Consider the following 14,706-nt stretch of genomic DNA (forward strand, 5'->3'; position numbering starts at 1 on the left):
TCCAATTCAATTCATTTCATTTCATTTCAGGAAAACGTTTTGTATTGTGCTAACAAAATAGCTGTGAGGATCACAATGGACAATACAGAGAACTTCGACCAGATATGGTCTATACTTAAAAACGAATATCCTGATCCGCAACCTGAGCTGGATTACACTAACGAGTTCGAGCTCCTGATCGCGACTATCCTTTCAGCACAGTGCACAGATGCACAGGTGAACAGGGTTACAGCTGAGCTTTTCAGCAAGTATCCTGACGCAGGGTCTCTTGCTGCAGCTGATATCAATGATCTTGAAAAGGAGATATATTCCACCGGGTTCTATCGGGCAAAATCTAAGAACATCAAAAGGTCATCACAGCTGATAATCTCTGATTTTGAAGGCAAGGTTCCGGATACCATGGAAGACCTGACCTCTCTCCCCGGGGTCGCAAGGAAGACTGCCAACATCGTTCTTGCGAGGGGGTTTGGCAAAGTTGAAGGCATTGCCGTGGACACACACGTGAAAAGGGTCTCCGGCAAACTTGGGCTTACTGAGAATACTGACCCGAAGAAGATCGAACAGGATCTTATGAAACTTGGGGATCAGGCTGAATGGGATGATCTTTCAATGACACTTATCCTTCACGGACGTCGGGTTTGTGATGCAAAAAAGCCGAAGTGTGGAATTTGTGTTGTTGCAGATCTGTGTCCTTCAAGGATCGAATAAAAATAATGTTGGGAGTAATTAAGATGAATATCCGTTCAAAATATTTAATGTTTGGATTTGGCCTTGTTCTGGTATCGGCTATCCTCCACCTGATACATTACCTCATATTCCATGACATGCACCATATCTCGATCTATCTTGTAGGTAGGATAGCCTTTGTACCAATGGAAGTTCTGATTGCCTCTTTGATCATCCACCACTTCCTTGAGCGTATCGAGAAAAAACACCAGGTGGAAAAACTGAACATGATTATTGGGAGCTTTTTCAGTGAGGTTGGTACCAATCTTCTTACAGTGATCTCTGACGCAGATCCGGACCTTGGCAGGGTAAGGGAGAAATTTGTCATAAAGGACGTGTGGTCAGAAAGTGAGTTCTCAAACCTTGAGAGCTTTCTTAAGAATTATGATTACAATGTTGATGCAAGTAAGATCGATCTGGTGCCATTTTCTTCGTCACTGGTCAGCAAAAGAGCGTACATGGCATCTCTGTTACAGAACCCGATAATGTTCGAGCATGATCCCTTCACCGAGCTCCTCAGGGCTGTATTCCACATGACAGAGGAATTGGATTACAGGGAAGACCTTTCAGCTCTTCCGGATTCTGACAAGATGCATCTTTCAGGTGACATTAAAAGGGTTTACAGTTTACTGGCACGCGAATGGCTGGTGTACATGCAGTATCAGAAAGCCAATTATCCGTTCCTGTTCTCACTTGCGATGAGGACGAATCCATTCGATAAGAATGCAAGTGTGATAGTTCAGTAACGACTTAATGCTGTTTGGCAACAATTCGCTGATGACCTAAATATGAAAATTCATGAGAGTTTCCATGAGCATTTCAAATTCATGGAAGTTCTCATCTATTAGGTTGAGTTTTCTTCTTTCTTCACTTTCACTCCACTTGCCAAATACTTAAAACCAACTTCCTATATACTATCTCTTTACAATGTCCCGAGTTATCCTCCATGTTGATATGGACTACTTTTATGCCGCCATCGAAGAGCGTGAAGACCCTTCAATTAAGGACAAGGCGGTCGTTGTGTGCATGTATTCCAACAGGGGTGAGGAAGGGGGGGCGGTAAGCACCTGCAATTACATTGCAAGGGAGGCAGGGATACATTCGGCAATGCCCTGCAGGCTTGCGAAGTCCATCAAGCCGGATGCTGTATACCTGCCGGTCAGGAAAGAGTTCTATACAGAGGTCTCAAACCGGATAATGGAGATCCTCAGGTCATACGCTGATGGTGATGGCGAGCTTTTTGAGAAGATAAGTATCGATGAGGCTTTCATAGAGATCACCGATGGGGCAGGTGGTGACTTTGGCAGAGCAGAGCAGATCGCAGAGCGTATCAAAGCGGATGTAAAGGAGATGGAGGGTCTTACCTGCTCGGTGGGTATTGGTCCTAACAAGATCATTGCCAAGATGGCATCCTCCCGGCAGAAACCGGACGGTATCACTCTTATCCGGGAAGGGGAGGTAGGAGATTTCCTGAATGAGATGCCTGTTTCAAAGCTCTGGGGTATAGGCAATGTCACCGAAGATAAGCTGGCAGAGATGGGCATTGAGACCGTGAGCCAGCTTGCAGGGCGGGATGTTCAGGAGCTGATCGGAGCTTTCGGAAAGACTCGTGGTACGTGGCTCAAAATGGCTGCATCGGGTATCGATGACAGTCCGGTAAAGGAGAAGACCAGCTCTGACCAGATAGGGAGGATGGCTTCGCTGACCCATGATACTCGCAAGAGCGATCTTGTGCTATCTCTGCTGGATGAGCTTGTGGACGATGTGTTCGGAAAAGTTCAGGCACGAAGTGTATCTTTCAGGTCTGTTACAGTAACTGCTATTTATTCGAACTTCAAGACCGTAACTAAAAGCCACACTCTAAATCATCCTGTTGCAGAAAAGGCAATTCTTCGGGAGGTATCCTATCAGATAATGGGTGAGTTGCTGGATAACAGTAGGCTTAATCTCAGGCGTATCGGTGTGCGTGTTGGGAATCTTCAGGAAAACAAGGGTCAGAAAACACTGGCGGAGTTTTTCTAAGAATTATCTTTTGGTATGGTGAAAGTTACTGATATTTATTTATTCATAATAAAAGGGACGATGGCTAATGTTCTTAAGGACAATTTCACTAAGGGACTCGAAAGAAATTGATGAAAATACTTACCCTTTTACAATTCCTGTTATCAGGAACTTTCGGGAACTTGAACTAACAAGCAATGTAACTTTCTTTGTAGGTGAGAACGGATCCGGTAAATCCACTTTGCTGGAAGCCATAGCCCATCAGGCAGGTTTCAATACTGCAGGGGGAAGCCGCAACAACCTTTACGATGTTGAAAAGTCTTCATCCGTGTTCGGTGAACATCTTCGTTTCTCGTGGATGCCAAAGGTAACTGAAGGCTTTTTCCTGAGGTCGGAAACGTTCTACAATTTTGCATCTCATATTGATGAGCTTCAGAAAATTGACGGGAGGGCATATGATGCCTATGGTGGAAAATCCCTTCACGAACGCTCTCATGGTGAGTCATTCCTTACTCTTTTCAACAACCGTTTTGGAAATGGCCTCTATCTCCTTGATGAACCGGAAGCTGCACTCTCTCCTTTGAGGCAGTTGTCGCTGCTGAAGATAATACATGACATGGAATTGAGGGGCAAGGCACAGTTCATTATTGCCACACATTCTCCTATACTCATGGGTTATCCCAATTCCCAGATCCTCGACTTTGATGGCGACCGCATAACCGAAGTCGAGTATGGGGATACAGACCATTACAATATCACAAAGGATTTCCTCAATGCAAGGGAGCGGTATTTCAGGGAACTTTTCCGCTGACTATTATTTTTTAACTTTTAATCTGGCTGCCCGAACCCGCCGCCGCCTGGAGTCTCTACCACAAAGACATCGCCCTCATACATATCTATCTGAGCAGTCCCTTCGATCTCCTCGCATTCTCCACTCTTTCTGATTACTATGTTCCTGCCGCATTTGCCTCCATCTGCACCGCTCATTCCGAAAGGGGGGTATTTCCTGTGTGAAGAAAGGATCGCTGCTTTCATTTTTTCAAGGAAGCGTACCTTGCGGACCACGCCGTTACCTCCATTGTATCGACCCTTTCCTCCGCTTCCTTCCCTTATTGAGAACTCTTCAAGCAGTACGGGGAAACGCAGTTCAAGTACCTCCGGGTCGGTTATCCGGGAGTTGGTCATATGTGTCTGCACAGCATCGGTTCCGTTAAAGCCATCTCCTGCTCCCGAACCTCCGCAGATGGTCTCATAATACTGGTATTCGTGGTTACCGAAGGTGAAATTGTTCATTGTCCCCTGTGATGCTGCCATTACTCCTAATGCAGCATAGAGGGAATCGACAATGTACTGTGAAGTCTCGACATTTCCTGCCACCACTGCAGCAGGATATGATGGATTCAAAAGGCACTCCTGTGGTATGATGATCTCAAGTGGTTTCATGCATCCTGCGTTCAGCGGGATGTTCTCTTTTACCAAGGTGCGGAAAACATAGAGCACAGCAGCCCTGCAGATCGAGGCAGGTGCATTGAAGTTACTCTCCTGCTGTGGCGAGGTGCCGGTAAGATCGATGCATGCAGAGCGTTTCTCATGATCGATGGTAATATTGACACATATCTGGCTGCCGTCATCAAGTGTGTAGGTAAAACTGCCGTCATGCAGTACTTCGATAACCTTTCTGACAGCTTCCTCGGCGTTGTCCTGTACATGCTGCATGTATGAACTGACAGTTTCAAGTGAATATTTTTCCACCATTTTCTCAAGCTGTTGTATCCCTTTTTCATTGGCAGCCACCTGGGCTTTGAGGTCTGCGATATTCTGTTGAGGATTGCGTGATGGGTGGTCGTTCGATGTCAATAATTTCAGGGTATCCGCTTCCTGGAATGCTCCCTTGTCCATCAGTTTGAAATTCTCTATCAGGATCCCCTCTTCGTATATTCTCCTGCTCTTTGGTGGCATGGACCCGGGTGTCAACCCTCCTATGTCCGCATGATGGCCACGGGAAGCCACATAGAAATGCACTTCTTCTGTTTCGCAAAAAACAGGTGAGATAACAGTAATATCTGGAAGATGTGTGCCTCCGGCATATGGGGAATTGAGCATGTAGGCATCACCTGCTTTCATTTTTCCTTTAGTGGATCGGATCATTGCCTTGACCGATTCCTCCATTGATCCCAAGTGAACCGGGATGTGGGGGGCGTTTGCTATAAGGTTCCCTTTGTTGTCGAAAAGAGCACAGGAAAAGTCCAGACGTTCCTTTATATTGACCGAATGTGCGGTGTTTTGCAAACGGTACCCCATCTGTTCGGCAATGGACATGAAGCGGTTGTTGAAAACTTCTAGCATTACAGGGTCAGCATCAGTGCCAATAGCAACGTGTTCTGCCGTTGGTTCTGTGCGAGTTAGTACAATGTGGTTCTGCGGCGTGATCTCTGCTTTCCATGAAGGCTCCACAACAATGGTGGTCGTGTCTTCGATTATGAGCGCAGCCCCTTTCACCACATGCCCGGGTTTCAGGCATTTTCTTATGAATACTGGAGTCTGGTGGTATTCTCCGTATGCGTACATCTCAACGGTTGTTTCATGGGAACACTCGCCTTCTGCTACTTCGTTACTGATGTTCTCTTCCGGGATCTCATTTAGTCCAATGATCTCCAGTGAAATGCTGGAAATTACAAGGTTGCGGTCTTCCATGACAAAACCGAACTGATCTTTGTGAGTTTCAAGGAAGTTTTCCACGATCGTTTCGATCTTTCCAAAGCCGATCTCAAGGGATGTGTCAGTGCCTCCATATTTCACATGCACCTTACGTTCGAGGACAATATTTTCTTCCGAAACTCCCTGTTCTTTCATTTCAGCAGAGCCCTCTTTTTCCAGTTCTTCGAACGATCTTTGGATCTCACTGATCACTTTACCTGTAAGTTCTTTTTCCACAGATCTCTCAAGGATCATCCTCTGGTCTGCAAGCCCCATTCCATACGCTGATAATACTCCGGCATGGGGATGTATGAACACACGTGACATTCCGAGGGAATCCGCAACGAGACATGCATGCTGGGCACCTGCACCGCCGAAACAGCACAATGTGTAATCCTTCAGGTCATATCCTCTCTGCGTTGAGATCTTCTTGATCGCGTTTGCCATGTTCTCCACGGCAACGGTCAGGAAACCTTCAGCAACCTGTTCAGGTGTTGTCTTCTCTCCTGTGTCTGCAGATATTTTCGATGCAAGTTCGGAAAAATGAGAGCGTACTACATCAGCATCCATTTGCATTGTTCCGGATTGTCCGAAAACATTGGGGAAGAACCCGGGGATGATCCTGGATAGCATCACATTGCAGTCTGTAACTGTCAGTGGACCTCCACGTCTGTAACAGGAAGGGCCGGGATCGGAACCTGCAGAATCAGGTCCAACCTGATATCTTCCTTCTTCAAAATGGAGGATGGACCCTCCTCCGGCTGCAACTGTATGGATGTTCATCATTGGTGAATAGAGGTGTATTCCCGCGACCTCGTTCTCAAAGGAACGCTCATATTCTCCTTTGTAATGTGCAACATCGGTGGATGTTCCTCCCATGTCGAAACCGATGATCTTTTCAAATCCTGCCATCTCCGAGACCCTGGCAGCTCCAACTATCCCTCCTGCAGGTCCTGAAAGGATGCTGTCCTTCCCCCTGAAGGACATTGCATCGGTCAATCCGCCATTGGATTGCATGAACAGCAATTTTGTATTGTGCCCCTCCGCATGGAGGGTCGAAAGTATCCTGTCCACATATCGCTGCAGGACAGGCGAGAGGTAGGTATCGACCATGGTGGTCTCTCCACGACCCACGATCTTTATCAGTGGACTGACGTTGTGGGAAAGTGAGATGCTGTTAAAACCGATCTCCTGTGCAATTCTCTCAATGGTAAGTTCATGTTCGGGGTATCTGTATGAGTGCATGAGCACAACTGCAAGCGAACGTATCCCGTTAGCATAGACGAGTTCTAGATCCCTTCTGATCTTTTCTTCATCAGGCACGATCAGTTCTTCACCTTGGGAACTGAACCTCTCTTCTACTTCGATTACTTGCTCATAGAGAACTTCAGGCAGTTTGATGTCCAGTGCGAAGATCTCCGGACGGTTCTGGTAACCTATCCGCAGTGCATCCCTGAAGCCTTTGGTTATCACAAGTGCAGATGGCTCGCCTTTCCTTTCCAGAAGTGCATTTGTTCCCACGGTGGTTCCCATCTTGATGCACTCTATTTTCTCTGTGGGGAGTTCATCATTTTTTGATAGCCCGAGTGTCCGGCGTATACCCTGTATGGCTGCATCTTCATAGTGCTCCGGGTCTTCTGAGAGCAATTTTTGTGTAATGATCCTTCCATCCGGTCTCATGGCGACAACATCAGTGAACGTACCGCCTCTGTCGATCCAGAAATGCCATTTTTTACTATTGGACATGCTTGGGAACCTCTATTGCAAAAATGTTTATCCTATACAGTTCCTACAATTATTTATGTCGTTCTCATCCCTGGAGGTCCAGATAGTTCAGATGCTGAACTCCTATCCAGTACTGGATCCTCTTATGGTGTTCCTTTCTGTTATGGGTGAAGGTACTTTGTGGTTATTAATGGGGTCATATCTTTACCTTTCCGGCTCAAAAAGAAAAGCAGTGTATTTTGGTCTGGTGATATTATCTGTGTGGGTAACGGCCACTGTTCTTAAATCCTGGCTAACGGTGCCAAGACCTGAGGACGTACGGTTTGTTGTAGAAGCATCAGGATATTCAATGCCAAGTATTCACTCAGGCATGGCATTTGCAGCAGCAATGTTCTTGCATTCAATGGCAGGGAGGTACAGTTCCCTTTTGTGGACTGGTGCTTTAATTATGGCTATTAGCCGTGTGTTTGCAGGGGTCCATTATCCATCAGATGTGATAGCTGGTGCTATTCTTGGTATTGTGATAGGATACCTCTGGATAAGAATGGAGGCTCTTACAATTGTATATGTACAAAAAAGAGAGAATATGGATTAATTCTCGTTCTTGAACTCATTAAGTTTGAGTTGCTTGCGGTGGCACTTTTCACCGGGGATCTCTACTGGGTAAATTTCAGTGAGGCATCCAAGGCAAAGTTCACTCCTGTCAATACCGATCGCCTTGACAAGACCATCGATGCTCAGGTATCCAAGTGAATCTGCAATTATGGCATCTTTGACCATTTCAAGTGGTTTTTTGGCAGCTATAAGCTCGTCCCTTGAGGCCATATCAATTCCAAGGTAGCATGGGGCAATGATCGCAGGACTTCCGATCCTTGCATGTATCTCTTTTGCACCGGCGTTGCGTACCATTTCAATGATGCGGCGTGATGTAGTTCCGCGTACGATGCTGTCATCGATAAGAATGACCTTTCTGTCCTTGAGGTTCTCGGAAATAGTGTTCATCTTAAGACGTACTGCTGTTTCCCGCATTGCCTGTCCGGGCAGGATGAATGTTCGGCCGATATAACGGTTCTTCATCAGGCCTTCCCGATAGTCGATGCCGGACTCTTCGGAATATCCGATGGCGGATGTGATCCCTGAGTCGGGTACGGGGGATACCATGTCGGCTTCTACAGGATGCTCGCGTGCAAGTTCCCTTCCGATCTTTTCACGAACCTTGTAAACAAGCTGTCCGTCAATAATGGAATCCGGTCTTGCAAAATAAATGTACTCGAAAACACAATGTGCAGCGTTCTTTTCGTTGAACATCTGGTGGCTTTCAAAGCCATTGTCTGTGATCTCTACAACTTCGCCGGGTTTTACATCCCTTGTAAGTTTGCCGTTGAGCGTGTCAATAGCCACACTCTCTGATGCAACAACATATCCGCCGCTGATCTCCCCTATGCATAATGGTTTGAATCCCAGGGGGTCACGGGCAGCAAATAGCCTGTCATCGATCATCAGGGCAAGGGAGTAGGATCCCTTAAGTCTTGACATCACGGCTTTGATAGATTGCACAGGATCATGTTTTAGCAGTTCCTTAACAAGAAGGTGTGCTATGACCTCTGTATCAGAATTAGTAATAAAGATTCGACCTTCGGATTCAAGTTCGTCCCGAAGTTCATGGCCGTTCACAAGATTGCCGTTGTGTGCAATGGCAACGTTACCACTCTTGTAATTGACCATTAATGGCTGACAGTTCTCGATCTTTGAGTCGCCGGTAGTTGAGTATCGGACATGGCCGACACCAATGTTACCTTTGAGTTTCAGAAGATCCTCTTTGGCATAAACTTCCGGGACAAGACCCATGCCTTTAATGGACTTGACGGTCTTTCCACATTTGACCGTAATTCCGGTAGATTCCTGTCCTCTATGCTGTAAGGCATAGAGAGCATAGTATATCTGAAGTGAAGCGGGTTTCGTCTGTGCATCTGCGTCATGCATCAACACCCCGACAACGCCGCATTCTTCTTTCATTTATGCTCCGATCGAGAATAAGTCCTTATTTAGTATTTGCACTTTCTCTGCCACTGGTAGCTTCTCATGCGTGATGTTTTTCCGAAACCGCATGATGTGCACTGTTTTGTATGGATGTTGAGTGAAACGCTTCCACAGCGTCTGCATTTAGCGTGTGTGCGTTTTTGCCTCTTACCCATTGATGGAGTACCTTTTGACATCTCTTAATCACCTTTTGTAAATCTATAATGTACTATAATGTAATATGTTCCAGTATATCTCAACTGTTGTTAGCTGTAATTATATTGGTGGGTTTATCCCTGATGCACCTATTATTCTTATAGGTTACGGAGACACGTAGACAACGTTATCTCCTCTGATAACAACGCCACCGATCTTGCGTACTACTTCGCCGTCACTTAATTCTTCTGCCTCTTCAAGTACAAGGTTCATGTGTACATCATATCCCTGAAGTACACCTCTAAATTCTCTTGTGCCTTTTAGCCTGACAATGACAGATGTGTTCAAAGCATCGTTCAATATATCCAGAGGTCTGTTTCCCATTATTAATCGCCCCTAATGCATTATATGATTTTGATAAGCTATGTTATTTCCGAACTTAATAAGGTTTTAATTCTTGATTTAGTTCTTGATTAGAATCTCCATTGTTGCAAATACTCTATATAAACCTGTCGAAGATCGGTCTATGTTGGGATATTTCTTTAATGATCCTGGCAGATAGTTCCGATGTAACCACTTGGTTTTTATTTAACAAGTTCAATCTTGAACTTCATGATTATGGAAGGCAAGAACATGGATGAGATGGATGTAACTCCCGTAGTATTGACCATCGCCGGGTCTGATTCCGGCGGTGGGGCAGGTATAGAGGCTGACATCAAGACATTTGGGTCACTTAATGTGCACGGGACATGTGCCATAACCTCAGTAACGTCACAGAACACCACAGGCGTGAAGAGTGCATATGATCTCCCTCCTTCAGTGGTATCTGACCAGATCGAAGCTGTATGCACTGATATGGACGTCAGGTGGGCAAAGTCAGGCATGCTTTCATCCGCTGACATTGTCAGGTCAGTGGCAAAAAGTGTGAAAGAATATGGTCTTCATATCATCGTGGATCCTGTAATGGCCGCAGAGGCTGGCGGGGATCTTCTGAAGGAAGATGCCGTTTCCGTCCTGAAAGAAGAGCTGCTGCCCCTTAGCTATGCTACAACCCCCAACATCGGTGAGGCACAGCTACTTTCCGGCATCACAATAAATTCACGTGAGGATGCCAAAGAAGCGGCAAAGGTTATCGCTTCTCTCGGGGTAAAGAATGTAGTGATCACAGGAGGGCATTCTGATGCAGTGGACCTTGTCTACGAATCTGAAAGTGATCTCTTTGCAGAGGTGCCCGGAAGGTTCATTGAAGGTGGTACCCATGGCTCAGGGTGCACTTACTCCTCAGCACTTACGGCTTATCTTGCAAGAGGCTACTCTATTGTAGATGCTGCCATAGCTGCAAAAGAATTTGTTGAATACGGCATCCTTCTGAGCAAAAATGTCGGTAAGGGTGTATCACCTGTGAATCAGATGGGTTATCTTCAGATGATGGCAACAAAGGATGATGTGTTAAATAATACCGAAAAAGCCGTTAGGATGCTTGAGGACAGTCTCAATTTCTCCAGGCTTGTCGCAGAAGTTGGTTGTAACATAGCAATGGCCCTGCCGCACGCAAGGAAGGTCTCTGATGTTGCTGCTGTCAATGGTAGGATCGTCAGGCTTCAGGGCAGGCCAAAGGTAGTAGGTTGTGTCAGCTTTGGTGCAAGCAGCCATGTTGCAAGGATCGTTCTTGCGGCAATGGAGTTCGATCCGGAGATCCGTGCATCGGTCAACATAAGCTATTCAGGGAACGTGTTGGCTGTCTGTGAGGATATGGGACTTACAATGTCCTCTTTTAGCCGTGCAGAAGAGCCGGAACACACCCATACCATGGACTGGGGTGTGACCTATGCAATTGATTCCTATGGAAGGGTTCCCGCCATTATCTCTGATGCGGGCGGTATGGGAAAAGAACCAATGGTCCGTGTTCTGGGAAGGGATGCAATAGAAGTTGCAAGTATCGCCCTGGAGATCGCAGACCGTCTTGCAGCTCTGGAGGCTTAACGTCTCCTTCTTCCTTTTTTAATATTTTTATCTTAATCTGACCTTTATCTAAGATTGCATCTATGATCATATCTAAGGTCATATTTATCTTAAAGATCGCCTTGATCCTTTATCTGACGACCAGAAGTTCTGTCGGTGAATTTCTTATCACCTTTTCCGCAACACTTCCAAGCCTGAACCTGCCGTCAGCGGTCTTTCCAAGTGTCCCGATAACCAAAAGGTCCACGTTCTCTTTCTCTGCAATATCAAGAATAACGTTTGCAGGATGCCCCTCCTCTACGCGGGGTTCGAACTCTGCGCCAAGCTCTTTGCAAAGGTCTTCTACATAGGATGTAACCGCATTGCCTTTCTCTTCGAGGTGCTTGTGCCTTTCGGTTTTCCACATCTCATCTGCCACCCGGGCAAATTCATGCCATTGTTCCCTGGTCATGTGTTCGGTGACCGCCATTTTCATTGATGCGACGTAGTCCCTGTGGACGGCTTCAGGAGTAACACCTACGGTCTCCATCTCAACAACATAAAGTGCAAGTACTTTAGCACCGCTTAAAGCTGCTATCTTCACTCCTGATCTTGCAGCTTTCTCTGCATTCTCAGAACCGTCGGTAGCTATCAATATTTTGTTGTACTCTTTATTAACCATAAAAAACCCCCGCTTTTAGTTATATAAAACTAGAGCGGGGGCAAAAATAACTGTTTTGGTCAGCGGACTATCACTACGACCGTACCATTGACATCAAGAACATCCACAGCCCTGCCGGCAGAGATGACCTCTTTCTCAATTACAACACTTTCAGGCTCAAGTTCAATATCCTCGCCATCAACTGTTATGTTGATGTTGCCCTTTGAAGCGATGTCGGCAACTTCCACAGGATCCATTGATGTGAGGGTCTTGATGATTGCTCCTGCCTGCTTCCTGAACTTTGGACCAATGATGCCCATGTTCGGCTTGATGTTCACAGGAACATGCTCAAAGTCAGGTTCGCCTTCGATGATCTCTACGGTTGAGTTCGTCACGCCGATAAGGTCGGAAGCGTCTCCAAGTGTGCCGTATACCTCTATTTTCTCAAGAGGAGCATTTAGTGCCATGCCTGATTCGGACTTGTATCTTCTGACATTGCTAGCGATTTCCTTGATGAGCTCCCCGTCCTTTTCGATGGATTCACTGATGAGTGACTCGTCAACTTCCGGCCAGGCCTGTGCGTGTACGCTGCCTTCTCCGATCCTTGAGTACATCTCTTCAGCAAAGAATGGTGCGAAAGGTGCAAGCATGCGTGAGAGAGCATCGATAGCCTGGTAAAGCGTGTATTGTGCAGCTTTACGGGCATTTTCGTCATCTCCGTATAGTCTGGATTTGACAAGCTCGATATAGTTGTCTGCAAGGATCTCCCATGCAAATCCCCTGATGGACTTGTAAGCCTCATCGAACTGATATGCATCAAGACTTTCGGTTACTGACACGATAAGCTTGTTAAGGTTGCTCAGAAGCCATTTGTCAATGATCGCAAGGTCTTCAGGTTTGGTGTTCACGATGTCGGAAAGGTTCTCCTCAAGGTGTGACATAGAGAACCGGTAGATACTCCACATCTTTGTAAAGAATCGTGATGCTGATACGACATCCTTCCACCTGAACATAACATCTGATCCGGTGGAGCCACCTACGGCAGCCCACTGCCTGAATGAATCTGCACTGTACTTTGCAATTACTTCTTCCGGTGAGATGATGTTTCCAAGTGACTTGCTCATCTTGTGACCATCTTCTCCAAGTACCATTCCGTTGACAAGTATGGAATCCCAGGGTTTCTCGCCTGTCAGCGCCTTTGAGCGCAGGATACTGTAGAATGCCCATGTGCGTATGATATCGTGTCCCTGTGGACGCAGCTGTGTTGGGTTTCTCATCTCCTTGTCGCTTAACCAGCCTGCTACGTGCAGGGCTGTGAGGGAAGAGTCCATCCAGGTGTCAAGTACATCTTCTTCTGCTTCGAAGTCAGTGGAACCACATTTACATGCTACAGGTGGCTGTTCCTGTGTAGGGTCCATTGGTAACCATTCTTCTTCTGCTACCATGACCTCTCCACATTTCTTACAGTACCAGACAGGTATTGGTGTTGCAAATATCCTCTGGCGTGAGATACACCAGTCCCATTCCATGGTTCCTGTCCAGTTCTGGAGCCTTACCTTCATGTACTCAGGCAACCACTCGATCTCATCGGCGGTCTTGAGTATGTCCTCATTATCGATCTTCACGAACCACTGGCGCTCGGAAAGGATCTCAATGGGGGTCTTGCATCTCCAGCACATACCGACATTCTGGTCGAGTGTTTTCTGGTCATAGAGGTATCCTTCCTTCTTAAGGTCCTCAATGATAGCTGCCTTGCATTCAGGAATTGTCATGCCTGCATACTTGCCTGCGATCTCTGTGATGAGGCCGTTCTTGTCAATGGCCTTCCTCAGTGGAAGATCGTGCTCTGCCCACCATCTGACATCCTGCTTGTCACCAAAGGTACAGATCATGACAACACCTGTGCCAAATGCCGGATCTACATCCTTGTCCCCGATGACCTTTACATCGTGGCCGAACAATGGTACCTTCACGGTCTGTCCGATATTCTCATTGTATCTCTCGTCATCAGGATTGATGGCAACTGCCACACATGCTGCAAGCAATTCAGGTCTTGTGGTTGCTATTTCCAGTTTGTCGAAGTGCAGGAAGTTCAGTTTTGTATCCCTTGCATCGTATTCGACCTCAGCAAAAGCAATAGCTGTTTCACATCTTGGACACCAGTTCACAGGGTGCTCTGACTGGTATAAGCGTCCCATTTCCTTCATCTTGACAAAGGATCTCTGGGTCTTGACATAGTAGTCAGGGTCCATTGTGATGAACTCATTGCTCCAGTCAGTGGAGAATCCGAGGCGAAGCATTGTGGCGCGCATCTTCTCGATGTTGCCGACTGTCATCTCCTCGCATAGTTTTCTGAACTCGGTACGTGGTATCTGGTTCTTGGTAATGCCGTGGATCTCCTCTACCTTTACTTCGGTAGGAAGGCCGTGACAGTCCCAACCCTGTGGGAACATTACATTGAATCCCTGCATTCTCTTGTATCGTGCAACGAAATCGATGTAACACCAGTTGAGTGAATTCCCGATGTGGAAATTTCCTGTAGGATATGGTGGTGGTGTATCTATTATGTACTGTGGACGGCTTTCATCCTTCCAGTCAAAATGATACATAGACATATCCCAGGTGTCCTGCCATTTTACTTCAATTTCATTAGAATCGTATTCTTTAGGAATCGCCATTAAAACACTCCGATTATTTGTAAACAGTTATCGCATATTTTGTTAGATTGAGAGGTTTTAGATTATTTAAAATATCTGGTTGGAACTATGGTATGGCTTTGT

12 protein-coding genes are annotated in these 14,706 nt (G+C 46.3%); 6 read left to right on the top strand and 6 right to left on the bottom strand.

What is annotated here, in order from left to right:
• Nucleotides 1–75: 75 nt before the first annotated feature.
• From nth to J7W08_RS11875, 4 genes are all read left to right on the top strand, one after another.
• The gene (nth, locus tag J7W08_RS11860) at nucleotides 76–708 is read left to right on the top strand and encodes an endonuclease III (RefSeq protein WP_233084634.1); all 633 of its coding nucleotides are present in this window, start codon (nucleotides 76–78) and stop codon (nucleotides 706–708) included.
• A 47-nt stretch (nucleotides 709–755) separates the two neighbouring features.
• Nucleotides 756–1,472, top strand: a complete 717-nt coding sequence (locus tag J7W08_RS11865; protein ID WP_233084635.1) for an MJ1433 family protein — start codon at nucleotides 756–758, stop codon at nucleotides 1,470–1,472.
• Between the two features lie 181 nt (nucleotides 1,473–1,653).
• Complete coding sequence (gene dinB / locus J7W08_RS11870; protein WP_233084636.1) at nucleotides 1,654–2,748, top strand: DNA polymerase IV; 1,095 nt, start codon at nucleotides 1,654–1,656, stop codon at nucleotides 2,746–2,748.
• 67 nt (nucleotides 2,749–2,815) lie between these two features.
• Nucleotides 2,816–3,538 carry an AAA family ATPase gene (locus J7W08_RS11875; protein ID WP_233084637.1) on the top strand — a complete coding sequence of 241 codons (723 nt, stop codon included), beginning with the start codon at nucleotides 2,816–2,818 and terminating at the stop codon, nucleotides 3,536–3,538.
• A gap of 17 nt (nucleotides 3,539–3,555) precedes the next feature.
• Here the strand turns inward: J7W08_RS11875 and J7W08_RS11880 are convergent, their stop codons facing one another.
• Complete coding sequence (locus J7W08_RS11880) at nucleotides 3,556–7,170, bottom strand: hydantoinase B/oxoprolinase family protein (RefSeq protein ID WP_233084639.1); 3,615 nt, start codon at nucleotides 7,168–7,170, stop codon at nucleotides 3,556–3,558.
• Between the two features lie 55 nt (nucleotides 7,171–7,225).
• On the opposite strand from J7W08_RS11880, the gene J7W08_RS11885 reads away from it, so the two are divergent.
• Nucleotides 7,226–7,744, top strand: coding sequence for a phosphatase PAP2 family protein (locus J7W08_RS11885; protein ID WP_233084640.1), 519 nt, complete (start codon nucleotides 7,226–7,228; stop codon nucleotides 7,742–7,744).
• Here J7W08_RS11885 and purF read toward each other — a convergent pair.
• The 3 genes from purF to J7W08_RS11900 all read right to left on the bottom strand — a co-directional run bounded on the left by purF (nucleotide 7,741) and on the right by J7W08_RS11900 (nucleotide 9,708).
• Nucleotides 7,741–9,165: an amidophosphoribosyltransferase gene (purF, locus tag J7W08_RS11890; RefSeq protein WP_233084642.1), complete on the bottom strand. Its 1,425-nt coding sequence runs from the start codon at nucleotides 9,163–9,165 to the stop codon at nucleotides 7,741–7,743. The two genes, J7W08_RS11885 and purF, sit on opposite strands and share 4 nt — an antisense overlap.
• A 29-nt stretch (nucleotides 9,166–9,194) precedes the next feature.
• Nucleotides 9,195–9,365, bottom strand: a complete 171-nt coding sequence (locus tag J7W08_RS11895) for a 50S ribosomal protein L37e (protein ID WP_081955726.1) — start codon at nucleotides 9,363–9,365, stop codon at nucleotides 9,195–9,197.
• 124 nt (nucleotides 9,366–9,489) lie between these two features.
• Nucleotides 9,490–9,708, bottom strand: coding sequence for an LSm family protein (locus tag J7W08_RS11900; RefSeq protein WP_048193690.1), 219 nt, complete (start codon nucleotides 9,706–9,708; stop codon nucleotides 9,490–9,492).
• A 228-nt stretch (nucleotides 9,709–9,936) separates the two neighbouring features.
• Here J7W08_RS11900 and thiD point away from each other — a divergent pair, with 228 nt between their 5' ends.
• Nucleotides 9,937–11,307: a bifunctional hydroxymethylpyrimidine kinase/phosphomethylpyrimidine kinase gene (thiD, locus tag J7W08_RS11905; protein ID WP_233084643.1), complete on the top strand. Its 1,371-nt coding sequence runs from the start codon at nucleotides 9,937–9,939 to the stop codon at nucleotides 11,305–11,307.
• A 109-nt stretch (nucleotides 11,308–11,416) separates the two neighbouring features.
• Here thiD and J7W08_RS11910 read toward each other — a convergent pair whose 3' ends face one another.
• Both J7W08_RS11910 and J7W08_RS11915 read right to left on the bottom strand, forming a co-directional pair.
• Entirely contained in the window at nucleotides 11,417–11,947 is a 531-nt protein-coding gene (locus J7W08_RS11910) for a universal stress protein (RefSeq protein WP_233084644.1), read from the bottom strand.
• Between the two features lie 59 nt (nucleotides 11,948–12,006).
• Complete coding sequence (locus tag J7W08_RS11915; RefSeq protein WP_233084645.1) at nucleotides 12,007–14,604, bottom strand: valine--tRNA ligase; 2,598 nt, start codon at nucleotides 14,602–14,604, stop codon at nucleotides 12,007–12,009.
• Nucleotides 14,605–14,706 lie beyond the last annotated feature (102 nt).

Origin of the sequence: Methanococcoides orientis (genome assembly GCF_021184045.1) — an archaeon.
Lineage (GTDB): Archaea > Halobacteriota > Methanosarcinia > Methanosarcinales > Methanosarcinaceae > Methanococcoides > Methanococcoides orientis.